At 61.4% G+C, this 24,768-nt stretch carries 30 protein-coding genes; 9 read left to right on the top strand and 21 right to left on the bottom strand.

Going from position 1 to position 24,768, the window contains the following annotated elements; genetic code table 11:
* Positions 1 to 118: 118 nt before the first annotated feature.
* Positions 119 to 3,652, bottom strand: coding sequence for an SEL1-like repeat protein (locus AC1DXO_RS01445; RefSeq protein WP_476976300.1), 3,534 nt, complete (start codon positions 3,650 to 3,652; stop codon positions 119 to 121).
* Between the two features lie 192 nt (positions 3,653 to 3,844).
* Here AC1DXO_RS01445 and AC1DXO_RS01440 point away from each other — a divergent pair, with 192 nt between their 5' ends.
* Entirely contained in the window at positions 3,845 to 4,078 is a 234-nt protein-coding gene (locus tag AC1DXO_RS01440) for a hypothetical protein (protein ID WP_476976299.1), read from the top strand.
* 214 nt (positions 4,079 to 4,292) lie between these two features.
* Here the strand turns inward: AC1DXO_RS01440 and argF are convergent, their stop codons facing one another.
* Complete coding sequence (gene argF, locus AC1DXO_RS01435; protein WP_476976298.1) at positions 4,293 to 5,231, bottom strand: ornithine carbamoyltransferase; 939 nt, start codon at positions 5,229 to 5,231, stop codon at positions 4,293 to 4,295.
* Positions 5,228 to 6,430 (bottom strand): acetylornithine transaminase, encoded by a 1,203-nt coding sequence (locus AC1DXO_RS01430; protein WP_476976297.1) that lies wholly within the window; start codon positions 6,428 to 6,430, stop codon positions 5,228 to 5,230. The genes argF and AC1DXO_RS01430 overlap by 4 nt, the downstream gene beginning before the upstream one ends.
* 243 nt (positions 6,431 to 6,673) lie before the next feature.
* On the opposite strand from AC1DXO_RS01430, the gene AC1DXO_RS01425 reads away from it, so the two are divergent.
* Positions 6,674 to 6,958, top strand: coding sequence for a hypothetical protein (locus AC1DXO_RS01425; protein ID WP_476976296.1), 285 nt, complete (start codon positions 6,674 to 6,676; stop codon positions 6,956 to 6,958).
* A 7-nt stretch (positions 6,959 to 6,965) separates the two neighbouring features.
* Here AC1DXO_RS01425 and AC1DXO_RS01420 read toward each other — a convergent pair whose 3' ends face one another.
* From AC1DXO_RS01420 to AC1DXO_RS01395, 6 genes are all read right to left on the bottom strand, one after another.
* A complete protein-coding gene (locus AC1DXO_RS01420; RefSeq protein ID WP_476976295.1) occupies positions 6,966 to 7,772 on the bottom strand; it encodes a TraB/GumN family protein in 807 nt (268 codons plus the stop codon).
* A gap of 92 nt (positions 7,773 to 7,864) precedes the next feature.
* The gene (locus tag AC1DXO_RS01415) at positions 7,865 to 8,905 is read right to left on the bottom strand and encodes a TraB/GumN family protein (protein WP_476976294.1); all 1,041 of its coding nucleotides are present in this window, start codon (positions 8,903 to 8,905) and stop codon (positions 7,865 to 7,867) included.
* Positions 8,906 to 8,961: 56 nt separating this feature from the next.
* Positions 8,962 to 9,897 carry a TraB/GumN family protein gene (locus AC1DXO_RS01410; RefSeq protein WP_476976293.1) on the bottom strand — a complete coding sequence of 312 codons (936 nt, stop codon included), beginning with the start codon at positions 9,895 to 9,897 and terminating at the stop codon, positions 8,962 to 8,964.
* Positions 9,898 to 9,916: 19 nt separating this feature from the next.
* Positions 9,917 to 10,108, bottom strand: a complete 192-nt coding sequence (locus AC1DXO_RS01405; protein WP_476976292.1) for a helix-turn-helix transcriptional regulator — start codon at positions 10,106 to 10,108, stop codon at positions 9,917 to 9,919.
* A 295-nt stretch (positions 10,109 to 10,403) separates the two neighbouring features.
* Positions 10,404 to 10,823 (bottom strand): hypothetical protein, encoded by a 420-nt coding sequence (locus tag AC1DXO_RS01400; RefSeq protein ID WP_476976291.1) that lies wholly within the window; start codon positions 10,821 to 10,823, stop codon positions 10,404 to 10,406.
* An 11-nt stretch (positions 10,824 to 10,834) separates the two neighbouring features.
* Positions 10,835 to 11,266, bottom strand: a complete 432-nt coding sequence (locus AC1DXO_RS01395) for a hypothetical protein (protein ID WP_476976290.1) — start codon at positions 11,264 to 11,266, stop codon at positions 10,835 to 10,837.
* A gap of 235 nt (positions 11,267 to 11,501) precedes the next feature.
* Here AC1DXO_RS01395 and AC1DXO_RS01390 point away from each other — a divergent pair, with 235 nt between their 5' ends.
* Genes AC1DXO_RS01390 through AC1DXO_RS01380 form a run of 3 tightly spaced genes read left to right on the top strand, consistent with a single transcriptional unit; the run spans position 11,502 to position 14,651 of the window.
* Positions 11,502 to 12,650, top strand: coding sequence for a GNAT family N-acetyltransferase (locus AC1DXO_RS01390; protein WP_476976289.1), 1,149 nt, complete (start codon positions 11,502 to 11,504; stop codon positions 12,648 to 12,650).
* Positions 12,643 to 13,608 (top strand): glycosyltransferase, encoded by a 966-nt coding sequence (locus AC1DXO_RS01385; protein WP_476976288.1) that lies wholly within the window; start codon positions 12,643 to 12,645, stop codon positions 13,606 to 13,608. The genes AC1DXO_RS01390 and AC1DXO_RS01385 overlap by 8 nt, the downstream gene beginning before the upstream one ends.
* Positions 13,605 to 14,651, top strand: a complete 1,047-nt coding sequence (locus AC1DXO_RS01380; RefSeq protein WP_476976287.1) for a hypothetical protein — start codon at positions 13,605 to 13,607, stop codon at positions 14,649 to 14,651. The genes AC1DXO_RS01385 and AC1DXO_RS01380 overlap by 4 nt, the downstream gene beginning before the upstream one ends.
* Positions 14,652 to 14,797: 146 nt before the next feature.
* Here AC1DXO_RS01380 and AC1DXO_RS01375 read toward each other — a convergent pair whose 3' ends face one another.
* Genes AC1DXO_RS01375 through AC1DXO_RS01365 form a run of 3 tightly spaced genes read right to left on the bottom strand, consistent with a single transcriptional unit; the run spans position 14,798 to position 17,255 of the window.
* A complete protein-coding gene (locus tag AC1DXO_RS01375; RefSeq protein ID WP_476976286.1) occupies positions 14,798 to 15,616 on the bottom strand; it encodes an arginase family protein in 819 nt (272 codons plus the stop codon).
* 10 nt (positions 15,617 to 15,626) lie between these two features.
* Positions 15,627 to 16,175, bottom strand: coding sequence for a hypothetical protein (locus AC1DXO_RS01370; protein WP_476976285.1), 549 nt, complete (start codon positions 16,173 to 16,175; stop codon positions 15,627 to 15,629).
* 45 nt (positions 16,176 to 16,220) lie between these two features.
* Positions 16,221 to 17,255, bottom strand: a complete 1,035-nt coding sequence (locus AC1DXO_RS01365) for a 2'-deoxycytidine 5'-triphosphate deaminase (RefSeq protein ID WP_476976284.1) — start codon at positions 17,253 to 17,255, stop codon at positions 16,221 to 16,223.
* Positions 17,256 to 17,341: 86 nt separating this feature from the next.
* Between AC1DXO_RS01365 and apaG the strand changes: the two genes are divergently transcribed.
* Positions 17,342 to 17,737 (top strand): Co2+/Mg2+ efflux protein ApaG, encoded by a 396-nt coding sequence (gene apaG / locus AC1DXO_RS01360; RefSeq protein WP_476976283.1) that lies wholly within the window; start codon positions 17,342 to 17,344, stop codon positions 17,735 to 17,737.
* A gap of 2 nt (positions 17,738 to 17,739) precedes the next feature.
* Here the strand turns inward: apaG and gcrA are convergent, their stop codons facing one another.
* From gcrA to AC1DXO_RS01315, 9 genes are all read right to left on the bottom strand, one after another.
* Positions 17,740 to 18,300 carry a cell cycle sigma 70 cofactor GcrA gene (gene gcrA / locus AC1DXO_RS01355; protein WP_476976282.1) on the bottom strand — a complete coding sequence of 187 codons (561 nt, stop codon included), beginning with the start codon at positions 18,298 to 18,300 and terminating at the stop codon, positions 17,740 to 17,742.
* Between the two features lie 693 nt (positions 18,301 to 18,993).
* The gene (locus tag AC1DXO_RS01350) at positions 18,994 to 19,284 is read right to left on the bottom strand and encodes a Dabb family protein (RefSeq protein ID WP_476976281.1); all 291 of its coding nucleotides are present in this window, start codon (positions 19,282 to 19,284) and stop codon (positions 18,994 to 18,996) included.
* 93 nt (positions 19,285 to 19,377) lie between these two features.
* Entirely contained in the window at positions 19,378 to 19,911 is a 534-nt protein-coding gene (locus tag AC1DXO_RS01345) for a hypothetical protein (protein WP_476976280.1), read from the bottom strand.
* 212 nt (positions 19,912 to 20,123) lie between these two features.
* Complete coding sequence (locus AC1DXO_RS01340) at positions 20,124 to 20,396, bottom strand: hypothetical protein (protein WP_476976279.1); 273 nt, start codon at positions 20,394 to 20,396, stop codon at positions 20,124 to 20,126.
* A gap of 2 nt (positions 20,397 to 20,398) precedes the next feature.
* The gene (locus AC1DXO_RS01335; protein ID WP_476976278.1) at positions 20,399 to 20,620 is read right to left on the bottom strand and encodes a hypothetical protein; all 222 of its coding nucleotides are present in this window, start codon (positions 20,618 to 20,620) and stop codon (positions 20,399 to 20,401) included.
* Positions 20,617 to 21,069, bottom strand: a complete 453-nt coding sequence (locus AC1DXO_RS01330) for a transcription termination/antitermination NusG family protein (RefSeq protein WP_476976277.1) — start codon at positions 21,067 to 21,069, stop codon at positions 20,617 to 20,619. The genes AC1DXO_RS01335 and AC1DXO_RS01330 overlap by 4 nt, the downstream gene beginning before the upstream one ends.
* A 23-nt stretch (positions 21,070 to 21,092) precedes the next feature.
* A complete protein-coding gene (locus AC1DXO_RS01325; RefSeq protein WP_476976276.1) occupies positions 21,093 to 21,488 on the bottom strand; it encodes a hypothetical protein in 396 nt (131 codons plus the stop codon).
* Complete coding sequence (locus AC1DXO_RS01320) at positions 21,421 to 21,984, bottom strand: YdaU family protein (protein WP_476976275.1); 564 nt, start codon at positions 21,982 to 21,984, stop codon at positions 21,421 to 21,423. The genes AC1DXO_RS01325 and AC1DXO_RS01320 overlap by 68 nt, the downstream gene beginning before the upstream one ends.
* A complete protein-coding gene (locus AC1DXO_RS01315) occupies positions 21,985 to 22,383 on the bottom strand; it encodes a hypothetical protein (RefSeq protein WP_476976274.1) in 399 nt (132 codons plus the stop codon).
* 228 nt (positions 22,384 to 22,611) lie between these two features.
* Between AC1DXO_RS01315 and AC1DXO_RS01310 the strand changes: the two genes are divergently transcribed.
* Genes AC1DXO_RS01310 through AC1DXO_RS01300 form a run of 3 tightly spaced genes read left to right on the top strand, consistent with a single transcriptional unit; the run spans position 22,612 to position 24,606 of the window.
* Complete coding sequence (locus tag AC1DXO_RS01310) at positions 22,612 to 23,322, top strand: S24 family peptidase (RefSeq protein WP_476976273.1); 711 nt, start codon at positions 22,612 to 22,614, stop codon at positions 23,320 to 23,322.
* 20 nt (positions 23,323 to 23,342) lie between these two features.
* The gene (locus AC1DXO_RS01305; RefSeq protein WP_476976272.1) at positions 23,343 to 24,155 is read left to right on the top strand and encodes a tetratricopeptide repeat protein; all 813 of its coding nucleotides are present in this window, start codon (positions 23,343 to 23,345) and stop codon (positions 24,153 to 24,155) included.
* Positions 24,156 to 24,180: 25 nt separating this feature from the next.
* Positions 24,181 to 24,606, top strand: a complete 426-nt coding sequence (locus AC1DXO_RS01300) for a hypothetical protein (RefSeq protein ID WP_476976271.1) — start codon at positions 24,181 to 24,183, stop codon at positions 24,604 to 24,606.
* The last annotated feature ends 162 nt before the right edge of the window (positions 24,607 to 24,768 follow it).

Here is a 24,768-nt window from a genome sequence, read left to right as displayed (position 1 = left end):
GTGCCACCACAAGGGTTCGGCACCGGCGATATGTACGGATATATCAGTCACGGCATTAACCTACGTTAAGCCGTGGCCGGTCACAACGCTTTTTGGCGACAACGGATTTCGAAAAACCCTAGCCTTGCGATGCGGAGCTAGCCATGGGCGGTGCGCCGTCGCTGATCGGCGTGAAACGCGCAATGGCGTCATCGGCCTTCTGAAGTTGCGCTTCGTTCAGTTGTGTACGAGCCCTGATCGCCCGGGCGGCCGCCACCGGGTCGCCGGCTTTACCCGCCAGGCTCAACCATTTGTAGGCCTCGGTCGGATTGATTGGCACGCCCTCACCCGACTGATACAACAGGCCGAGATTGAATTGGCAGTCCTTGTCGCCACGCTCGGCGCCCTTGCGGAACCACATGGCCGCCATGCTGCGGTCTTGCGTCCCGGCGTCACCGCCGTAATATTGCATACCGAGATAGAACATCGCCTTGGTGACGCCGCCTTGGGCTGCACGCTGTGTCCAGCGCCGTGATTCCAACTTGTCTTCCTTGACCAGATTACCTTCGCCGGCATAGATCCGGCTCAGTTCATACTGGGCCTGCGGATAGCCCTGGTTGGCGACCTCTTTCAGCACGTCGACCGCGCCAGGCTTGCGTGCCTTGATCTGTTGCATGGCGAGGTCGAGACGCGCCTGCAGGTTGGCTTGGTTCTGCGTGTCGTCGGCCGCCGGTTCCGGCGTAAGCACGGCCGCGGCGATCGGTGTCGCATCGCCACCACCGTTCGTGCTGGTCTTGTCGCCATCGGCCTTGTGCTGACTATACACCACGACGCCCGTGCCAATCAAAGTGCCAACCAAAAGCGTCGCCAGGGAAGACGCTTTCAGCGCCTTCATCAGCGTGCTTTCGCCGGGCTTGCCCTTGGTGGGCTTGGCCTGGGCCGCATTGGCCCGCGAAGCGCCGGGGCGCAAGGAACCCAGCGACTTGTCGTCGCCTTCGATGCTGGCGCGAACGGCCGCGCGGGCCGCGGCCAGGGCGTCGCGCGTCGATACCGATACGCCGGCCTCGTCATCATCGTCCGGGAAGGGATGAGAAGCGGATTGGCGAGCTACCGTCTGGCGCTCAGCCGTTCGTGCCGCATAGACGCCCGACTGGGTGCGTGGATCGACTCGGGGGTCGTTTCTGGGATCGGGCCGGGGTGCGGTCTTGCGCGTTGTATCGATATCGGCGAACGGGTCGCTGTCGTCTTCGTCGTCAGCCGGCTCCGCCGCTGCCGCCTTCTGCTGTTGCGCCATGGCATGGCCGCGCGCTGTGCGCGGATTCAGCGGCGCATTCATCAGCTCGGCGCTGAAGTCCTCGTCGTCGCCGTCCTCGAACGGATCGAACTCCGGCTTGAAGTCGGTCACGGCGCTCAGCAGGCGCCCGGTCAAATCGACCGAGTCATCGCTTGTCCGTCCGGGCCGTGTCTGGACTTGGGCGTGCGCCTGGGACAGCGACGCAGGCTCGGGTTCGACATCAGCTTCATCATCATCGAAGCCGCCGGAAAACTGGCCGAACGGCTTGGATTGAAGGTCGGTCGCCGGCTCTACGGCCGGCGCCTCAAAAGGGCCGGAAGCGAACGGATTTGGGGCGAAGGCGCTGGGCAGTTCCGGTTCCGCACGCACATGGGCGGGCGCCGGCTTGACCCCGGCTTCCGACAGCAGGCTTTGCGTCTGGACATGGGCCAGTTTCTGGTCGATGCGCGTACGGGCGTCTTCGAGCAGCTTCGCGGTGCGCTCTTCACTTTGGCGAATACGCTCGGCGAGATCACTGCGGCTATGCTCGCGCTGTTGTTCCAGTTGCTCGCTGACACCGCCCAGGACCTGCGCCGTGCGGCGCTCGGATTCCGTCATCTTGACGCTCAGCCGCTCGGAAATGCGGGCGATCTCGCCGCCCAGCCGTTCCAGGGCCTGGGCATGGGCGCTTTCGAAGCGACCGGCCCGCGTTTCGATAGTTTCAGCAACGCGCGTCACTTCGGTGCCCAGGCGCGTCAGGCCGGACGAATTGGCTTCCTCGACTGTCGCCACGCGACGGTTTAGTGTTTCGGCCATGCGGAAGACTTCCTGGCCCATGCGTTCGATGGCGGCGGCCGAGCGGCGTTCCGCCTGCTCCATGCGCGCTTCGAAACGGCTGACCACCGCGGTAAGCGCGTCTTCCGTATTGGCCTTGCTGCCTGCCTGAAGCGCATTCAGCATTTCCTGGCGATTTTCCTCAACCCGGCGCGACAGATCCGACGCCAGCTCCGTCAGCGAGCGCGCCGCTTCCGGATCGGAGACATCACCGCGTTCCTCGGCGCGGCTGAGCCGGCCTTCGAGATTGCGGAAGGCCGCTTCCAGCGTCTTGATGGCGCCTGTCGTGTGGGCTTCGGCGGTTTCCAGACGCTGGGCCATCTTGGCCACGACCTTGTCGATCGCGCCCTGGGCCGCGCGCTCGGGATCGCGCACCTCCATCTGGGCCAGGCGGTGCGACAGCCCGACCATGTCCTCGCGGATGTCCTTGACGGTTTCGCGGGTGCGGATATCGCCTTCGTACAGCTGGTTGGCCAGCTTACCCAGGGCGCCTTCGACCACCTTGATGGTCTCGACGGTCTGGTTGCTCTTCAGTCCGGCCTCGATCTTCGCCATCCGGTCGCGCTCTTCGCGGACGTGGCCCGACAGGCCTTCCAGACGTTCGGCCTGGGCGTCGATCAGGCGTTCCGCCTGTTCCAGACGATCGGCGAACAGACCGTGGTCCTCCTCGACGCGGCGGCGTTCCTCTTCCAGACGCCGGCGCTCGTCCTCATTTCGGCGGTTCAGTTGCTCGAAGGTCGTCAGGACCTCCTGCGACTGCTCTTCCAGCCGGCCGCGGATTTCCTCGCGCGTCTGTTCGTGCGCCGCTTCGGACCGCTCAAGCCGACTGAGCAGGGATTCGACGGCACTGGAGACGCTGCGCACGGCATTGGCCGAACGACTCTCCGAGGTTTCAATGCGCGAACCCAAGCCTTCTATGGCGCGGGCGACGCGCGACAGGTCGTCGGACGCTGCGGCATATTGCTGGTCTTCGAACGCTTCAATGCGCGGCCGATCGTCAAAAATCGAAGCGCGGCGCAGATCGCTGGACGACAACGGACGGGGGGCCGGTTCGCGGAGAGCCTGTTCCCGCGAACCTACTGTACGAGCCGATGACGAGAAGGCTGCCGGGCGGCCTTCGGGACGCAAAGCTGCACGGGGCGCGGGGCGCGCTTCGACACGGGGCTCGGGGCGAGGTTCTGGATCCGCATAACGCGGCTCACGATGGTGCGGTTCGCCATCCTGGTTACGGTAGCGTTCGTCACGATACGGATCATCACGATATTGGGGTTCACGCTGAATCTGCGCCCGGCGTGTACGCGGCACAAAACGCGTCTCGTAGGCTTCCTCGTCCTCGTCGTCATAGACCTCGGCTTCGGGAATCCGGCCTGCGGGACGGGCGGCGGCGAGCGGCGGTTCGCTGCGTTCGCGTTCACGCGAAATCAGGGCGCCAACGTCCTCACCCTGCAGAATCATCTGGTTGAGCCACTCACCGAGCGTCATGCCGGATCGGCGCGCCAAATCCTTGGCGACCTCTCTGGCCTTGGCATCAATGCCCTTAACACTCCAAGGTGCGCTCGCGCTCATGCGACTTCCCTACTTTACGTCCAGTACGCGAGCCTAGACCGCATAATCTGGGGTGTAAACACATTGTTAACCGCAATATATGGTGTTCGCACATGTTCCTGTGGAAATGTACAAATGCCCTGCGCGCGGCACGCGAGACCCCTGCCCGACGTATATTCTTGCCTCTTTTCCGCCTTTACGGCATGGAGAGGCATGGATTCCGAACTCATCCTTAATGTGATTCTTTTGGCAGGGGGAGCCCTGTTAACCGTCCTGTTCGGGTGGCTTGGCGCACGTCCGATGAACATACTGAAAGGCCCGCGGATGATGCCGTGGCGCTTTCTGATGCTGCTGGCCGCGGTCTTCACCCTGTTCTGGTTTACGGTATTGATGCACCGACTGGGTTTAGCGACGGATCAGCCGAGTCCGTACCAGTTCCCACGGTAACTGATTAGCTCGGACACAAGAAGCCCCACCAGCCTCGCCGGCAGGCACACATCTCACGTCTCATTGGCTATCGCCAATTCGCGCTCGTGCGGTCCCCCTCCCCGTCTCTTCGGGCCAGGGATGTATAGCACCGATTTTGGCCGGCAGCCTTGCGGCGAATAGCAGGAGGCAAGCGCCGCAGGTACACTTGGTACCTGCCAGCGCCGCCGACGTACTAGTCGCCCAAGGATGACGTGCCAAAACACCAGGTTAGGACGGCCTTTTGCGCATGTATCCGGTTTTCGGCTTCGTCCCAGATCACCGACTGCGGCCCGTCGATCACCGCATCGCTGACCTCTTCGCCACGATGGGCGGGCAGGCAATGTAGGAACAAGGCGTCCGGCTTGGCCAGGGCCATCAGCTGACTATTGACCTGATATGACTCAAACGCTTTCAGGCGCTCGTCGTGGTCGAGGTCGCCCATCGACACCCAGGTATCGGCCAGCACCACGTCAGCCCCGCGTACGGCGGCCTCCGGATCCTGCCCCACCTTGACATCGGCGCCATGCTGCGCGGCAAAGGCCATGGCCTCGACCGACGGCGTGTAAAGCTCCGGACAGGCGATGCGCAGGCTAAAGCCGAACAGCGCCGCCGCATGGATCAGGCTGTTGCAGACATTGTTGCCGTCGCTGACCCAGGCCAGGACCTTACCGGCTATGGGCCCGCGATGCTCCTCGATGGTCTGGATATCGGCCAGAATCTGGCACGGATGGCTCATATTGGTCAGGCCGTTGACCACCGGAATGGTCGAGGCCGCCGCCAGGCGCAGCACATCGTCATGGCGGTTGGCGCGGATCATGATGGCGTCGACCATGCGCGACAGGACCTTGGCCGTGTCCTCGATCGGCTCGCCGCGTCCCAGCTGCATGTCGGAAGCGGTCGAGATGATGACGCTGCCGCCCAGCTGACGCATGGCGGCGTCGAACGAAAAGCGCGTCCGCGTCGAGTTCTTTTCAAAGATCATGGCGAGGACGCGGTCCTTCGCCGGCGCATCAGCGTCAGCGCGACCGCGCGTCCAGCCCTGGCGGGCCGCCTTGCGGGCGTGGGCGTCGTCGACAATGGCGCGCAGGTCCGCCGCGGACAGATCGCAGATATCGAGAAAATGCCTCATCATGCGGTCTCCTTTGCGGCTGCCCGCGCGGCGGCGAAGGTCTGTTCCAGCAACTGAATCGCCTCGCGGCATTCGGCTTCGGTGACATTGAGCGGCGGCAGCATGCGGACGCAGTTGTCCGAGCCGCCGGCGATCAGCAGGCCGTTGTCGCGCGCCAGGGCCATAAGCTCGCGATTGTTCGGCTTGACCTTGATGCCAACCAGAAGTCCCTTGCCGCGGACTTCGTCGATCATGTCCGGCCAAGCCTGCTTGAGGCCTTCCAGCTGCTGTTTCAGATAGCCGGCCTGCCTCTCGACATTGTCGAGCAGGGCCGGGCTGGCAATCTCGTCGAACGCAGCGATACCGACGGCCATGGCCAACGGATTGCCGCCAAAGGTCGAGCCGTGCGAACCGACGACCATGCCGGACGCCGCCTCTTCGGTCGCCAGGCAGGCGCCGATCGGGAAGCCACCGCCCAGAGCCTTGGCGACGCACATGACATCGGGTTCAACGCCCGAATGTTCATAGGCCCACAGCTTGCCCGAACGGCCCATGCCGCACTGGATCTCGTCGAAGATCAGCAGCAGGCCGTTGTCGTCGCACAGCTGGCGCAGGAAACGCAGCTCGTTGTCGCTGAGCGCGCGCGCCCCGCCTTCACCCTGGACCGGTTCGACCAGGATGGCAGCCGCCGTCGAAGCTTCGGCTGCAGCGCGGATGGCGTCGTGGTCGTCGAGCGACAGATGGACGAAGCCGGGCAGTTTCGGCCCGAAACCCTTCAGGTAGGTTTCATTGCCGGCAGCCGTGACGGCAGCGTAGGTGCGGCCGTGGAAGGCGCCTTCGAAGCCGATGACATCGATGCGTTCGTCATGGCCCTTCGACGCGTGGTACTTGCGCGCCAGTTTCAGGGCGCACTCGACAGCTTCGGTGCCGGAATTGGTGAAAAACACCTTGTCGGCAAAGCTGTGGGCGCACAGCCGCGCCGCCAGCTCTTCCTGGCCGGGGATCGAGAAGATGTTGGAGACGTGCCACAGCTTCTTCGCCTGGGCGGTCATGGCCTCGATCAGCACGGGGGCGGCGTGACCCAGTCCGTTGACGGCGATCCCCTGGACAAAGTCCAGCCAGCTTCGGCCTTGTCGGTCATACAGTCGGACGCCTTCGCCGCGTTCGACCTCGATGGGCGCGCGTGCATAGACACCGAACAGATGATCATTGGCTTCAGCCATTGGACTCCTCCAAAAAGGCAAAATATCCCCGGCGACAGCGCAAGGGACACAAGATAGCTAAGCTATGGGGGGCTTAGGCGCGCCTTTTGTAGACATATGGCCTAAAAGTCAATATTGTTAGGGAAGCGCTTTTTTCAGCTCAGGCGCCGCATGGCTCGCGCAAACGTGCGCGGCGGGCGGTCGCCCTTGCCAAGCGCGTTGAGCGAGCATTATCGCGCTTGGAATAAATCACGGGGGATATTCATGGACTCTATGCCCACGCCGATCATCGATCTCCTACCGTCAGGCGGCGTTCGCGTCACCATGAACGGCGTCTCGGGCACTGGCGCCACCGTCGCCGACGCCTTATCAGGCGTGTCGGAAGCGACGGCCAAGACCTATGACGCCGAAAAGGGCGACGAAAGCCTGCAAGCCCAGACGGCGGCGCGCCAGAGGGACATTCTGTCCAATGATGGGGCAATGCTCGGCAATCAGGCGCAGTCCGCCTTTATGGGTGGCGGCGCCAGCTTTGGCCGTTTCCTGCCATAAGCCTCTCTTATTTGTCGACGTCCATCCGGGTCACCTTGACGCCGCGCTTGCGAAGCTGTGCCACGATCCCATCGGGCCCGACCATATGCGCTGCGCCCAGGGTCACGAACGATACGCCCGGTTCATCGACCAAGCCCTGAATCCGCGGCAACCACGCCGCATTGCGATCACGCAGCAACAGGCGGTAGATCTCCGGATCGGACTTGGCGCGCGTGACGACCTGCTCGGTCATCGCCTTCTGGTCGCCGCTCAGCCACGCCTTGACGTCGACATTGACACCGTCATCGGAAAAGCCGGTGCCATGACGGCCGTCGGGCTGGCGATTGCCTTCGAAGCCGCCGACGCGCTTGTCCAGCACCCGGGCGCGATGAAACAGAGCCAGGTCGGCCCCGGCGCTCAACTGACTGTCGCCAACCGGCGGCAGGCGATCCAGGTTCGGCGTTTCGAACCACACCTGATCGGCGCTGTCGAAAGCCGCGAACAAGCGCTGATCCATCCAGTCAGTGTCCTGCGGCATCAGATGAACGCTGCCGAACAGATAGACGGTCGAATCCCGGTCCTTTGCCACCCACAGCAAGGGCGCACCCATCGGGCCTGACCGCGCCTCGATGGCGGTCGCGTCGCCCTGGTCGTTGAAGGCTATGATAGACGCCGGCGCCTGGCGCGAGCCGTGCAGCGATATGCCGGCCGCGACGGTCGTCACCACAACGCACGCCGCCGCGGTCAGGATAATGCCGAGGTCGAGCAACCAGCTCAACTGCCCGGTCTTTTCCGGAACGCCTTGGTACTCCTGGATATTGGTAAGCTTGGTCATGACGACCCCTTGCTGGACAGGACGAATGCCTGCCCCATGCAAGTCACGGGCCGCGTTTTAACCCTTCGTTAAGGATCAATTTGAAACAGTTGTTAAGGATCTACCCGCTCGACCGTGTAGCCCTTGGCCCGCAGTTGCGCCACCAATCCGCCGGGGCCGACCAGATGGAATGCGCCGACCGTAACGAAGACCGTCTTGTCCCCGGCAATCAGGGTCTCGAGTTTCGGCATCCAGTTGGTATTGCGTTCGTCCAACAAGACAGCGTCCAGCTCCGGATCGCCGGCCCTTTGCCGCGCCACACTGGCCGTAATGGCGCGTTGATCACCGTCACGCCAGTAACGCGCCAGGACATGAATATCCTCGACCGGCGCCGTGCCGAAATGCGCCGCCAGAGCGTCCTTCAGGTCCTGCGTTCCGCGGCCATTGTCACGCATCATCATCCGGTTGACATAGGCATAATGGTCGCGAAACGTCTCCATGCCCTTGATCGGCTTCTTCATGTCCTTGGCGCGCTTATACAATGTGCTGTCGGCGCCACGATCGAAGTCGAAGCCACCTGCCCGTGTGTCCAGTTCTTCGATGGCTGCCGCCATGACACCCGGCTTGACGCGCGCCATGTCGTCCAGCGTGTAGTTGTAGCGGTTCAACAGGGTCGCCAACTGGCCCTTTTCCGTCTCGCTCAGCCCCTGGACCAGGACCGGCCGCGCCGCCATATAGGCCGGCTGACGCAGGTCGTAAGGCTGCGGATGGTCGACCTCGGCCAGCTCAAACCATACTTCCGAACTGGAATCGAAGGCGTGGAACAGGCGCTGGTCCATCCAGTTCATCTTGGAGCGCAGATAGTGCAGGCTGCCGAACAGGTAAACGGTTGCGTCCTTGCCGGACACCTTCCACAATAGCGGAGATCCGATTGCACCCGTCTGGGCGTCGCGGGCATCGAGCTGGGCCGGCGTCAGATGGGTCGTCGCCGCGGCGGAACTGCGCCCAGTCGCCGGTGCCAGGATCATCCATATGACCAGGCCGAGCAGGACCAACCCGGCCACGGCCGCGATGGCGATCAGGACCGGACGTGACAGGCTGAAGTTCAGGCGGCGTTTGGCGGTCAAACCGCTGCGAATATGGCTGACATCCATGTTGGCCCCCGTTCCCGACGCGAACTCAACCTACACGATCTGCGTTAACGGACGGTTCAATGCCCCGTCTTGACCGCCTTCGCCTTGATGCCGTCTTTTTTCAGCATGGCGATCAGGCTGTCCGGGCCGACCAGATGGGCTGTGCCGACCGCGATAAACACCGTCCCCTTGCCGGCCAGGATCCGTTCGATCTGCGGCACCCAGGCAGCGTTGCGGCCGACCAGATAGCGCTGATAGCCGTCCGGATCGTCGGCCTTGAGCTTGTCGACCAGGTAATGCCGAAGCGTCGCCTCGTCGCCGTTCAGCCAGCCGGTGATCAGGCTGTCGATAATCTCCGGCGTCTCGTCCATCTCCTTCAGCGTCATGCGCAGCGACTCGATATCCTCGGCATCGTTGCGCGGTGACAGGACCTGCATCTGCTGGTCCATGGTCTCGAACCCCTTGACAGACATGGACATGGCCTTGGCCCGGCGGTCAAACGTCACATCTATGCCGTTGTCGGGTTCCAGCCCCATATCCACCAGTTGCCGCTGCATGAGGATCAGGCCAATCGCCCATTTGTGCCAGCCCATCATCCCCTGGCTGCTCATGCCGTAGGCCGCCAGGCGCCGGTCGAGATCGTGCACCTCGTCTTCGCTCAGCCCCGCGGTCATATCATTGGCCGGATTGAGCATATATTTGCGCGCGACTTGATGGATCTGGGCCGTATCGCCGATATTGGCGATCTCCAGCCAAACCTCTCCACTGGCGTCGAAGCGCTGGCGGATGGCCGGGGTCAGCCAGTCGGCGTCTTCGCGCATGGCGTGGATACTGCCGAACAGATAAAGCGTTGAATCCTTGTCGCGAATGACCCACATCAGCGGATGGGGCGACATGGCCGCCACCTGACGCGCGGGGATGGCCAGGGCTCTCGTTTTTGCCTTGCCAACCACCGGCACGCAGGTCAAGGCCAGGGCGACCAAGGCGATCAGGCTGCATTTTACCTTATACATCTTCCCCCAGGATGCAGATTCATTCGGGCGTAAAGATGTCTTCTATCCGCAAAGCAAACAGTTGGGCAATCTTAAAGGCCAGAGGCAGGGACGGATCGTACTTTTCGGTCTCGATGGCGTTGACGGTCTGGCGCGACACACTGAGCCGGTCAGCCAGGTCGGCCTGGGACCAGTTGCGTTCGGCACGCAGCACCTTGATGCGGTTTTTCATGATCTGGTATCCGCAGCGATGACGCGTCGAGTCGGTCGTCTTATTAAGGCAGCAAGAAACCCCACCACCCCACGCAGCCTTCGCTCCACTTCGTTTCGTTTGGCTTCGTGCGGTCCCCCTCCCCACGCTTCGCAAGGGCTTCGCGCAGGGAGATGTAAGAAAAAAAGGAACCTCCGCATACATCCCTGGCGCGTAGCGACGGGGAGGGGGACCGCCCAAGACAAGGTGATGGGTGGCCTGCCACCCGAAACCTTGGCGAAGGGTGGTGGTGGGGTTTCTTGCTTTCCAAATTCCATCATCTGTGCCTGAGCCACCAGATCAGCCAGGCCACGCCGTAGCACAGGCTTATGCTGAAGGCGATCGTGCCATAGGCCAGGACAAAGCCCTGCTCACCGCTGAGCCCGGCGCCGAACACCGTCCCCGGCGCCGCAAAATTGCACATCAACACCACCGGCAAGGGCAGCAGCAAACCAAAGCCCGCGCCCCAGAACCAGCCCCATTTCTGCGCCTCCTGCTGGCCTTCATCCAGCCTGCGCCAGTTGGCGAGGCTGAAGGGCAGCAGGACGGCGAGCAACAGCGCGACGCAGACCGTCACCGTCAGAGGTTTGGCGGCCAAACCATGCAGCCCCACGCCGGAACTCGACAAATTGTAGCCGAGCACGGCGACCACACCAATGATCACAGCGGCCGCCAGGATATAGTTGATCCGTTTCATGAATCCCGCCCTTACCGATAGCGCAGCCAGGCCGTGACCTGACCGATCAACAGGCCGATGACGAACGGCGCCATGCCGAACACCCTGCCCATGATGAAGCCTTCGTTCGCGCCGTCCAGGGTCGCGATAAAGGCGTTGTAGGCATGCGGAAAGATCAGCGGCACCACACCGGTGATGGCAAACAGCGCAAAGCCGATCACAAAGCCGACCTGCGCCCCCATGCGCTTCTTGGTTATGGAAAACTCGTCCATCGAAGCCTTGGCCATGCGCCGGGCAAAGATGAACATGTAGATCAACACCGGCACGGCGCAGATGTCGATCAGTATGCCATACAGCGGAAAGTTCGGCAGGCCACCCCAATGGCGGTTAAATCCGGCCAGTATGCCTGCAGTCATCCCCAGGAGGAGAATTGCGCCGATAAACGGTATTTTGGTCTGTTTCATAATGATAACCACCCCTGACAACAAATGACAAGCTTCCTTTACATTCAGCCCCGCTTCATGTCAAGCACCCTTGTCATAATGACAGTGTCGCTTGTCATTTAAGGCCCTTAACCCTGTTTGTTAAGCCGCCCTTAAGCACGCTTCAAAACCTTATATTTACTGGATTTTGATAATTCTGGCGGCACGGACCTTGCACGCGACAGGCGTATTCACCGGTTCTGTCTCGGAGACGTTCATGCTCACCTGTACCGTGCACAAGGTCAAAGACCTGTCCCCGCGCGACCTGGCCTGCTGGCGTGCCATGATGACGGCCACCGACAGCTTCGCCTCGCCCATCCTGTCACCCGAATTTGCCCAGGCGGTGGCGCGCGTGCGCAACGATGTCCATGTCGCCGTCTATCGCCGCGGCGCCGAAATCGTCGGCTTTCTGGCCCACCATCGACGTCCAGGCGCGTTCGCCCGGCCCGCCGGCGCACCCTTTGCCGACTACAGTGCCCTGCTGACCTTTCCCAATCCGCAGATGCATATTAGTGACGCCCTGAGACTGGCAGGGATCGACCGCCTTCAGGTCGCGGGCCTGGTCGATCCGTACATGGTCTTTGGCAATCGGGTGCATAATACCGCAGTGGCCGACGACGCCTACGCCATGGATCTCAGCGCCGACGACCCCGTCAACAATGTGCCCAAGAAGCACACCAAGAATATCAACCGCCTGCGCCGCCACATGGCCGAAGAGCTGGGTGAGCCCCGTTTCATTATCGACGACACCAGCCGCGCCCATTTCGACGCCATGCTGAAGCTGAAGCGCACCCAGGTCCGTGAAACCGGCCTGCACGACTTTCTCTCTGCCGGCTGGGTCAGGCGCCTGATGATCAATCTGCGTGACGCGCCGCGCGACCAGCTGCACGGTTGCCTGGTCACGCTGATGGCCGGCGATACGCCCCTGATGTATCAGTTCGGACCGCGCCTGCACGACCGCGCCCATCCCTGGGTCTCGAGCTACGATCCGGCCTATGGCGCCCTGTCGCCCGGTCAGATATTCCTCAATGATTGCCGCATGCCACTGAAAGATGCCGGCATCACCTGGTACGACCTGTCGACCGGCCAGCAGCATTACAAGCCGGCCTTCTGCAACAGCCACAGCATTGTCCACAATGCGACCGTGTTCGCCGCCTCGCCCCAGGGCCATCTGAAACGCAGCTTCCTGCATGCCGCCAAGGCCGTCCAGGGCGTTCTGGGTCCGCTCGACGGCCTGCTGACGCGCGTCGACCGCCGCATGGATGTGATCGCCAGCCTGGAGCTGGACGCCATGACCCGTCTGCGCGGCTTCGGCTACGCCTTGAGCAAGGCCCCGCAGCGCCTGAAGGGGGCGGAACATGCCTGACAGTGCACAAATTCGCCCTATGTTGAAAACCGTCAGCGCCATCATCCCGACCTTCCGCCGGCCTGAGGGACTGGCCACGGCCATGCGCTCGATCGCCGCGCAGACGGGGATCAAGGACGTGGCGCTCAATCTGATCGTCTGCGACAATAGCCCGGAAGCCTCAGCACGGTCGCAGGTCGAGGCCTTCGCCCTGACCGCGCCCTTCCCGGTCGTCTTCGTCCATGAACCACGCACCGGCGTCGCCAATGCGCGCAATGCGGCGGTCGCCCTGTGCGACGCGGCCTTCATCGCTTTCCTGGACGACGACGAAGAGGCGCCCGACGGCTGGCTGGCGCGCATGCTGGCCACCCAGGCGCTATATGCCGCCGATGTCGTCTTCGGTCCCGTCACGGCGCGGATTCCGGCCGGCGTCGAACGCTATCGGCCCTATTACGAAGGCTTCTTTTCGCGCTACGGCCCAGAAACGTCCCAGATCCTCAGCCACTATTACGGCTGCGGCAATTCCTTGATCCGCACCGGTGTATTGGACGGCAACCGCGCGCCCTTCTCGGCCCTGCAGAACGATATGGGCGGCGAGGACGATATCCTGTTCACCGCCATGAAGGCCCAGGGCAAGATCATGGCCTGGGCCGCCGATGCGCCGGTCTTCGAGGACGTGCCGCCGCACCGCGCCACCTTCAACTACACCCTGCGCCGCGGCTTTGCCTACGGCCAGGGCCCCAGCCATTCGACCGGCACCAATGGCCGCTGGCTGCGCTGCGGCCTGTGGATGGCCCAGGGCGTGGTCCAGGCCGCTGTCTTCGGCGCCATCGCCGCCGGCGCCTGGCTGATCCGCTCGCCGCGAACCGCGTTCCTGATCGACAAGGCGGCGCGCGGCCTGGGCAAGGTCCTGTGGTTTCCGCCCTTCAAAATCAAGTTTTACGGACAAGCGCTGTTAAAGAAGAAAGTTTCACAATGACCCTGTTGACCTGGACAGACGACAATCGCCGCGATTTCGGCAAGCAAAATATGCTGTTCAATCATGAGCTTAGCGACAGCGAGCTGTTCAGCGAAGAGGCCCTGATCGCCCTGATCGACCGCTATCCGCGCGAGAGCCTGGAGGTCTTCACCATGGGCTACGATCCGACGGTTTTCGGCGAATGGTATCTGGGCCGAAGCGACAATCTCGACGGCCGCGCCCTGATGGACGCCGTGAAGGCCGGACGCCTGTGGCTGAACCTGCGCCGCGTCAACCACGCCGACGCCGCCGTGCGCGAACTGTGCGACCGCGTCTTCGCCGAGGTCAAGGCGCAGACCGGCCAGACCAACCTGAAAAACGACCTGGGCCTGCTGATCTCGTCGCCCAATGCCCACGTCGTCTATCACCTGGATATCCCAATGGTCATGCTGTGGCAGATCCGCGGCGTGAAGAAGGTCTATCTCTATCCGGTCGACGCCGGCTTCTTCACCGACGCCCAGATCGAAGGCATTGCCCTGCGCGAGAGCGACGAGAACCTGCCCTATACGGCGGCCTTCGATGATAAGGCGCTGATCCACGATCTGAAGCCCGGTGAAATGCTGACCTGGCCGCAGAATGCCCCGCACCGCATCGTCAATGGCGACATGGTCAATGTCTCGCTGTCGATCGAGTTCATGACGCCGAAGTCGCTGTGGCACGCCAATGTTCTGTATGCCAACGGCCTGCTGCGACGCTGGTTCGGGCTCAATCCGTCGGTGGCGAAATCGCCGAAAATACTGGAGCCGTTCAAGATCGTGCTGGCGCGGATCGCCAAGATGATGGGCGGGTTCAAGGGCAACAAGACGCCCCTGGTCGAGCGCTTCTCGCTGGACCCGGCGCGTCCGGGCGTGCTGATCCACGATGAGGGCGTGCGCGCTTTCACGCCGCCGGCCAACTGGCCGCATCCATTCGCGGTGTCGGTACCGGCCAATGATGAGGTCGAAGTGCCGGTTGCGGCGGCGCGCAAGCGGACAAAGTCGGCGGGCGCGGCAAAGGTGAATTAAGGAAGAGATTTTCCCACAGATTAGCACAGATTTTCACAGATTTTTCAATGCACTACCGAAGGACCTTCCCGCTGGCCACAGGAATCTGTTGGCGCGAAGCGCCTTTCTAAATCTGTGAAAATCTGTGCTAATCTGTGGGGAAATTCTTACGTTTCGGCCAGACGCGCCAGAACGGGCGCAAGTGCTGCAACAAGCCCGTCCGGTGAACCTGGGCGGCCATCGGGCCACTCGGATTCGAATTCGGCGATCTCGATGCCGATGACCTCGCTGCGAGCCAGCACTACAGCGCAGCCGTACAAATCCGCAAAGCTGAGGCCGTCGGGCGCGTCATATTCGGTCGGGACCAGACCAGGCTCCATGACATCGCAGTCAAGATGGATATAGACCGGCCGGCCCGCAACCGCGTCGGCCAATCGTGTCGCAACCCCCTCGCCTGCCGCCACATGTTTCAGCCGGCCACTATCGATCAGGGCCTGCTCGGCCGGGTCGAGATCGCGTGCGCCCACCAGCACGACCTGGCCAAGGTCGAAACCTGCGCCGAAACCGCTGTCCCACAGACCCGTGGCGGCGCTGATCACCATGCCACCGAGGTATCCGGTCGGTGACGTTTCCGGCGTGTTGGAATCGCCATGGGCATCGAACCAGACCAGGCAGGCATCCGGGCGGTGGCGCGCTACGACGGGCACGCTGGCCAGACCCACCGCGCAACGTGACATGGCCAGGATCGGCCGATCGCCGGCGCACAACAGGTCTTCATACGTGGCCTGGAGTATGCGAAAGTTATCGGTCGCGACTTCGAGCGCTTCGGGCCAGGTGGCTTTACCCGTAAAGCCCGAACCGTCGAGCGTTTCGACGCCTTGGCCTGTGTGTTGCGCCAAGGCCTGCGCCACGACAGCGCCCCCCGTCAGGCCGCGAGGATTGCGGTCGGCGACCGCCCCAGCAAAGGCGATAATGCGCGCTACCATGCTGCCCAATTCATTTTTCGGCTCCGTCGGTGAAGTGAAAACTGGCCAGCATCTGCTGATAGACCGGATAGGCCGGCTGCACGCGGTCCATGTCGCCGATCTGGTAACCGTGGCTGCCGTTCAGGACGTAGATATCGTCCGCCTGCGATCCATCCTTATGCTGGTAGAGGACTCGCCGGGCGGGTCGACCATCCACCTTCATCGATGCCTCCTCCACGATCGGATTCAGGTTCGCAGTCGTCTTCACGCTGTCGAACCAGGCCTTTTCGTTCTGGCCGGCGGCCCTGTCGACAATGGGATCGACCATCAAACCGTGTTTGGTGTCCTCGGGATCGTAGAAGATCACGAACAGGCCGGCTTCGGTCGGGTCGGTACAGGTGTGGCAACTGAGAACCTGCCAGTTTTCCGGATAGCGGATCGACCAGCCGCCGCGGCTGGTAAAGGTCTTCCAGTGCGACTTTTCGACGGCCGCCACGGGCGGAGCGTGGGGCACCAGCCACCTTCCCACAATCACAGCGACGAGCACGATAACCACCGCCAGGGTGGAGCGTACGATCACACGCAAAAACCTGGGTACTAGCCCCACCTTATCCCCCCTGCGATTTCACCACTCTTTGAAGTGTTTGGATAGCTTCAGTCCTTGGCGCTGATAGTTCGACCCCATCTCGCCATACAGTTTGGTCGGGCGTTCGGTCAGCGGCTCATAGACCAGCCGCGCCACGGTCTGGCCGTCTTCCAGCAGAAATGGCGTCTCGTGACAGCGCACCTCCAGCACACCTTTCGAGCCCAGGGCGTCGGCTTCTTTCGTGCCGAAGCCGGGATCGAAAAAGCCGGCATAGTGGACGCGGAACTCACCGACACTCGGGTCGATCGGCAGCATCTCGGCGGCTTCCAGCACGGGAATCTCGACATTGGCCTTCGAAGCCAGGATATAGAACTCACCCGGATCGAGCAGTAGCTGGCCGGCGTTCTGGTACAGCGGCTCCCAGTATTTGCGCGGATCGTGGCCGCCGATATGGTCGAGATCGATGATCCCGGCGTGGCGGCGGGCACGGAATCCGACCAGGTCGCCGGTCAGGTCGACGCCACAGTCGAAGGTATAGAGCTTGGGCGACAGGCCGCGCTTCAGGCGCAACTGGTTCAGCCGCGTGCCGGTGCGCGCCAGGACGGAAAAGGTCTGGGGGGCGATCTCGACATAGATCGGGCCGCAATAGCCTTCGGTGACGTCGTCGAACAGCGAGCCATAGTCGGACAGCAGGCGGACAAAGACGTCGACGCGGCCGGTCGAGCTTTTCGGATTGGCCCGGGCCGAGATGCCGCGCGGCAGGTTCAGCCCTTCCTGGAGCTCGGCGATATAGACGCAGCCGGATTCGAACACCGCGCCGCGGCCCAGGTCCATTTCGTGCATTACCACATCGGGCAGGCGATCGGACACCTTGCGTCCGCGCGGCAGGTACGAGGCGCGCACCCGCCACGCCCGGGCGCCAAGACGCAGATCGATACTGGCCGGCTGGATCTGGTCGGCATCGAAGGGATTGTCGCTGGTCACCACGCCGGCATCGACCAGCTCCGCCAGGTGCTGCATCGGCAGTATGCCTTGCGGCAGGGGGATATCGACGAGAGCGGGCTTTGAAGTCATGGAATAGGCTTGTCTCTTTTCTTTATGTGGATCAATCTTTAAGAGAGGATGCGCACATCAGCAAGTGGATTAGCAGACGGATAAGCATGCCCTACCAGCACACCAGTCATGGCGTTACCGTCCGCGTCGAGGTCAACTATGTCCCGCAGGAAGACCACGAGGGCGATGAACGCTATCTGTGGGCCTATCACATCACCATGATCAATGGTTCGGCCGACACCATGCAGCTGAAGACACGGCACTGGACCATCATGGACGCGCGCGGCCGTGTACAAAAGGTCGACGGACCGGGCGTTGTGGGCGAAACGCCGGTTCTGAAACCCGGCGCCAGCTACACCTATTCGTCAGGATGCCCGCTATCGACCAGTTCGGGATCGATGAGCGGGCACTATATGTTCACGCGCGAAGACGGATTGCCGGTGAAGATCGTTATCCCGGCCTTTTCGCTCGACCTGCCCGACGCGCGCCGGGTGCTGAACTAATCCTACAGGTATCTTCTGAGGCTGCGCGACAAATCCGTTCCGGTGTCGCGCTTCTTGGTCTTTTGCGACGGCTGGTAAGCGACGCGAGCGTGTTCGACGCAATAGGGCGTGCCGTCATCGGCGCGGCGGCCGCAGAACGAGAAGCTGTCCGACGATGGATCGCCGATCGGCCATTTGCACATCTTGGCGCCGAGTGTCAGCACGGTCGCCGTGCCGGGCGTTTCGACATAGGGCACGACCGGCGTCGAGATCACCGGACGCGAAATGACAGGTTCGGTGCGACGCGGCAGCGGGGCGTGTCCGGTACCGTGACCTGCGCTGTGTCCGGAACCATGGCCAGTATTATGACTGTGCGAAGCGACGGGACGCGCGGGGCGCGCCGGCTTGTAGAGCGGACGGGTCGGCTGCGACGGCGCCGCACGACCGGACAGGCCCAGACGGTGCACCTTGCCGATGACAGCGTTGCGGGTGACCCCGCCTAATTGTTTGGCGATCTGGCTGGCGGAATGACCTTCCTGCCACAGTTTCTTCAGCGTTTCCACGCGTTCGTCGGTCCAACTCATGCTTCACTCTCCCGTTGGTCCATATGTTGAGACCCATACGACTTGCGTTTCGCAAGCTTACACACCACAATATATAGACATGCCCGTAGGGATTTTCTCCCCAGCCGTCTAGGTATAGTAAACCAATGGTTAAAAACCGCAACATATGGTGTGGATGGAATTAAGACTGTCCACAAATTTCTATATGTGGTGTCCGGACAATCCACATATGTGGATAAACTGCGCGAGACGCTTAATTGCCTCAACAAAGCCGATTATTTTATTGATTTTCAATAGGTTTTTAGAACGCCTGGACCGTGCCACAGGCTGCGCAATGGGCATTTACGCTATCGATGGTGCGCAAAAAATTTCTCCGTCCACGCGATAATATGCGTGAACCAAGCGTTATATTTCGCGTCGAGGATGGAGAAAAAGCCCTACATGCGGGCGCGCAGCACTATCGCATGTAACTTCGAGGCGTTCTTAATCCACCTCTTCCCGTTTCTTCTTACGGAGAGAGGACGAGAGCCAAGCGTAGCGACGGCGATCGGCGCGGGGCGGCGAGCCTGAGGGGCAATGCGTCGACTCCACGACAAACCCACTCGGTCGTTAGCGACGTCGCCTATGCAATAGTTGGAACCGCGAATGAACGCGAATGGACGCGAATTATTTAGGTGAGATTAATGGCCTTCCCGGCATCAACCCAACCCCGCCCTACAACGCGACCGTATCGATCTCGAGAAACTCGACGGCCTCGGGTATCCACCGCGTCTGGACAAAGTCGACATGCGCGGGATGAATATTATAGGCCTGATAGGCAGCCTGGTCGGCAAAGGCCATCGAGACGACGTAATCGAAGCTGTTCTTCGGGCTGACCTGGCGCGTCAGGTCGAAATCCAGCACACCCGGAATGTCAGCCAGGGCGCGATTGGCGGCGAGGAAACTGGCCTCTTCCGGCGAACCCTTAGCGTGCTTCAGACGAAACGGAACGATGTGACGGATCATGAAGACAGCTCCTGCGCAAGTTCGCGCAGATGTGCCATAGCCCGCGCCGTTTGAACAGGTAGGAAAACGTCGATCATGTGTACGGAAAGCGACCTAGCCAGCGGGCAGCAGGCCACGCATGTTCAGCTTCAAATCGAACGGTGTCGTAATGCTTTGGCCGCTCTCGAAATACATGCGCCGACCGGACAATATCCAAACCAGCTGCAGAGACTGTTCCAAGCAGATGGAACAGCTATTCGCCGTGGTTATGTGAATTTCAAAACACTTTAGACCTTCATATTCCAGGAAGGCCCGATCGGATTTGCGTCGCACGACGTAGTGGGTATTGCCATCGGCGACCGTCTTTGCATCGGGAGCATCACACGCCTTCAAATCCGTCTTCACGACATCTATTTCGTAAGCAAGACCATCGCCATAGTTCACACGAAAACCGTCATCGTACCGGCTGTCATGATCAAGCGAAAGCGTCGGCGAAGACAGAATCTTGTCCCCAACCGTCACGCGCGTTGCGATATCCGCACAAATTAGTTCGCTACAAAATGTAGGTTGAACCGGCGGTGCCGCAGCGGCAGGGTTCGGGAGAAGAAACGGCAGGGCAAAAACGGCAAAAGCCACAGCAAGCTTCATTTGCAACATCCTGGACATTAGGTTGGGCTTTGCGGACAAGACGATTGTTCAATTTAGACTTATCATACGTGTTTGGACCAGCGACTATATCCAATAGTTTGGATAGGCGCCGCGACCAAATGACAACCAAGCATTCTCACAATCCAAGGTCCGGAATGATCCAGCCAACGAAAAAGCCCCGCTGGATACCAGCGGGGCTGAAACGTAGGTGCCTATTTGTCGACCTTCTTGTCCAGGCGGTCATAGATCCTGGCCAGTTGTGCCTTGATATCGTCGCCCAGCTTGTCGATCTTGCCATCCGTATGGCTGCGGTAGTCTTCGACCTGGCGCTGGAGATTGATGTCGCCCTCTTTCAGCGCGTCGCATCTGGCCTGGATCAGGTTGACCCTGTCCTCAAGCCTGACCGCCCAGACGATGACCAGGGCAACCGTACAGAACCACCCGGCAGCGACGCTGACGATCGACAGGAGAATTGTCGCGTTCATGTTTAGGCGTCCTCCCTGGGCGGTTCGGCCGGCGCGCGATGCGATCCGACCAGGATGTTGGCGATGACCGCACCGACCAGACCGGAAACGATGATTTGCTTGGCCATTTCGTAAAAGACGGCGAAGTCCCCGGTGCGCCAGCCCGCCGCATAGGTCATGAGCAGCACCATGACGGACATGCCGACCAGCGACCAGACAACGAAGGTTTTAAGATCGAGTTTCATGATTTTACCTGTATCCGAAGGTTACATCCATCACGGCCGACGTCACGCAGGTCAGGCCGGTCGTGAAGTAAAGGTTCAGCGTGATGACAAAGGGCTGCCCGTCCGACAGGCCGGCAGCCTTCGATGGCATAGACCTGGGTCAGGCTCTTGCCGAGGCGCGCCGGCTTGCCGTTCGGCCGCGCGAACAGATAGCCGTGGAACAGCGGCTCCGACAGCCATTCCTTGCGCGACGACAGAACGCGATTACGCATCACCCGGCGTTTCACCAACAGCTGGGGCAGGTAGGCGTCGAAGCCCTCGGCGGCCATGTCGGCCAGCATCAGGGCGATCGCCCGCGGGTCCGTCCTGTGACGCAGGACATACCACGCGCTTGGCCAGACGGACGGATCAACGCCCTGGCTGCGGATAACGGTTCGGTCGGTGATGAAGCTGTGCTCTGGCTTGCTCATGTCGGTTTCTTTCCTATGAATTTTCACGGTTGCGCCTGCTGGATCTGCAGGAAGTTCGACGCCTTGCGGGCCAGGGAACGGCGGAATCCGCCGATCCGTTCGCAGGCCGTCACGACGTCGCCGGGCTGGGGTGTGAAGGAGGCTTTCTCGCCGTTGATCCAGCTCTGGGCGGCCTTTTCCAGGACATCGAGCGGCCAGCCGGTCAGGCTGCGCCGCCACTGCTCGACCACCAGGGTCTTCGACGGCGCGGCGCGGCGATCGAAGCTTTCGTACATGATCAGCAGATTGAAGATGACGCGCCCGACCTCGGCCTCGCCGGCGGGGGCATTGGCCGCCAGGACGCGTTCGGCCTCAGCCACCAGGGCCGGCCGGTTCGGTTGTGCCAGCAGTTGCGTCAGGCTGAGGCGCGCCAGAGGCAAGTCCGCCAAACACCTGGCGGAAAGCATCGACTGTGCTGGCCTCGTTGCGTTGGGCCGATGTGCGGTAAGTGCGGCCATGGGGTGTCCCCACCTCCTCTGCTTCTGGTTTTGCTTCTGGTTCTGGTTGCTTCAAAAAATTCGTGGCCTGGCCAGAGTTTTTCCCCTTCTGTTTCAAAGCTTTGGAAAAACCACCGCGCCGACCGGCCTCCGAGAGTTCCCGTTTTGTGTTGGCCAACTTGTCATGTTCGCGCTTTAGCCGCGGCTGAAACCAACGGCCGCGCGACAGCTTGAAAAACTCGTTCAGCACGGGCTCGACCTCGACCACCGTCACCCGGCATTTGCGCGCAATCAGGGCCAGGTCGTTGGCGAACCCGCAGCCCGGCGAGCGCCAGGCCAGCTTGATCAGCCGCATGTAGATGCCCTCCTCGGCCGGCGACAGGTGGGCCGTCGCGCCGTCGAAGTCATCGACATAAAAGGGGATGTAGGGCGCGCGCATCTAAGTATTTTCAGCCCGGGCCAGGACCGAGATGACGAGCGCCTGGTTGACCGCCGTCATGTGGCCGGACGGCGCCATCATGGTGCGCAGCGACTGATGTTCCATCCCGGCGGCCCGGGCGAGATCGGCCATCGACCACCCCAGGCCTTTTGCGCGCGCACGTACGCCTGCCGTCCATTCCGCCGTCGCCGACGTGTTGCGCCCGACCTTGCGCCGCCTCGGGATTGGCTTTTTTGCCGGTGACGAGAAAAGCGGCGCCTTGCGTTTCGGCTCGCCATAGCCGGGATCAAAGGCCAGGCGGACCGCATGTTCGCTCAGCCCGGTCATGGCGGAGACGTGTTGCCACTGCCGCGCGTCGATGCAGCGCGACAGGACAGGCGTCATGAGACTGTTATCCATCTCGATCACGCACTTGTGTTCATGTTTTGTTCCTGACGGTATGGGATCAAAAGGGGGCATTTTCGCTTCCATGATTATTGAGAAGGGACATTGCGGCCGTACTTCCGCGCTATTTCGCGAAAATATCCGTATATTTTGGCCTTAAGCGGATAATAAGCGGATTTTTACGCGTTTACAAGCGGAAAAATACGCCTTGACCTCCGAAACACGGAAGCGGATGGTTCCGTCATGAACCTGATTACAGAAATCGTCGACACGCCGTTCGCCGCCCGGGTGCGCCAGCGCCTTCAGGACCTGAACAAGCGTCCCAATCCGACCTCGATCGAGGCCGGCCTGGGCAAGGACTTCATTCGCGACATCCTGATCGGCAAGAAACGCAGCGTGTATGGCGAAAACCTGGAAAAGCTGGCCCAGGTCCTGGACGTCACGACCGACTGGCTGGCCCGCAGCATGGAAGACGAGTCCAATGCGCATTTTCCCGACTTCGACGACCGCCCAACGGTGCGCAAGGGCGATGCCTCGGCCTTTCTGACCGTGCCCGAATACGACATCAAGGTGTCGGCCGGCGGCGGCTATGTCATCGACCGCGAAGCGCTGAAGGCCGAGTGGCCGTTCAACCGGGCCTATATCGAGAACGAACTGCGCCTGTCACCGGGCGCGCTGTCCATGGTCGAGGTCCGCGGCGACAGCATGGAGCCCTTGCTGCGCACGGGCGACCGCGTCGTTGTCGACCACGGCGACAACAATCCGGCGTCGGGCGGCATATTCGTCATCTGGGACGGCTCGGCCACCGTGGTTAAACGGCTCGAGATGATCCCCTATAGCCAGCCTCCAAAGGTTGTGCTTATTTCGGAAAACAAGGCGCACAACCAGTATACGGTCAATGCCGATGTGGTGAATATCGTAGGTCGGGTGGTTTGGGTGGCCAGACGGCTTTAACATGATCAGAGGGGGTATCGATGAAGCGTATCATGACCGCGGGGCTTATAGCCCTGCTCTCCGCCGCGGCGTCCAGTGCCTGGGCTGGCCCGCTTACAACGAAGGCCAGCCGGTACGAAGCCGACCTCCGCGCACTCGCGTCCCATGTCCATCAGTTAGGGGCGTGCGTGGCCATCGGCTTCGATGTTGATCCTGAGGTTGTTCAGCAGGGCATCGATGAGGCTATGGATCGGTTAAGGGCGTCTGGTTATAGCGGCGCGGCTATACAAGACATCTTGCAGCAGTCGGTGGCCGCCAGTGAAGCCAATGTGGTCAGGTTTACATTTGAACCGTTTTCCAAAAACACGCCGGCGGTTTTTAACAGGATGGAAGCAAGATTTGCGGCGCTGCAAACGGCCTGTGACCAATTGTATACCCAGCCCACGCTTGCCGCCTTTATCACCAAAGATGCCTATCAGTCGTCGTCGGGTAAGAAGTCGTTCTTTGGCCTGACCGCATTCCAGGCCGAGCACGGCGAGACCAAAAAGATGGTACTTCTCGGCAACTTCTATGACGGAGGTGTCCGGCCGGATCCCGGTCACAAGCTTGCCTTTTCCTGGTATGTCAAAGCGGCGGAAGCTGGTGACCCGACAGGCGCCTACTTCGTCGCCAGCGCCTATGCTCTTGGAGATGGCGTTGCCAGGAATAGCATTCAGGCTGAAAAATGGGCGGTTATCTCGGATAGTCTCGGCGGTCCTCCTGGTACCCTTGAAATCATCGAACCCGGACTGACGCCCGCTCAGCAAAAGCAAGGCCGCGACCTGGCCGTGGCCTGGCTCGAAATGCACGAATGATGCCAACTATAAGTGGGGTTTGAATATGGAAGTTCTTTTACTCTGGCTTGGCATTCTTGCCGTAATAGGCTTGATTCCTGCCGCTATTGCCAGCAGCAAAGGCCGCGATTTCGTGACCTGGTGGCTTTATGGCATGGCGCTGTGGATCGTGGCCCTAATCCACAGCCTGGTCCTCCAGCCCACCGGCGCGGCACTTGACAACAAGGCGATCGCCGCCGGCAATCTGAAATGCCCACACTGCGCCGAATGGATCAAGCGCGAAGCCAAGGTTTGCCGCTTCTGCAGTCGTGACGTTGAGAACGTCCCGGCCCCGGCCGCAGCCCCGGTGGTGTGGCCCTATCCCTTCCCGCCACCATCCGACGCAGATTTCGAGATCAGCGACGACGAAGACGGTGACGCGGATGACGGCGAAGACGGCGGCGATGCCCCGCCGGGCGGCCCGAAACCGTAATGACTTATACCTCACTGCCACGCGGGGCGGGGCGGCACGTGCCGACCGCCCGAGGGCAAGCGAATACTAAGTGAAGCGCAGAGAACGGGACTACGCTTTTTTCCGCTAAAAGCGGAAATATACGCGTTTATTTCCGCTTTTTCTTGACGGCGGACACTTCCG

This window comes from Asticcacaulis sp. P2_C5 (assembly GCF_056404555.1).
Note: the sequence above shows the minus strand (reverse complement) of the source record. Positions and strands in the feature narration are given on the sequence as shown.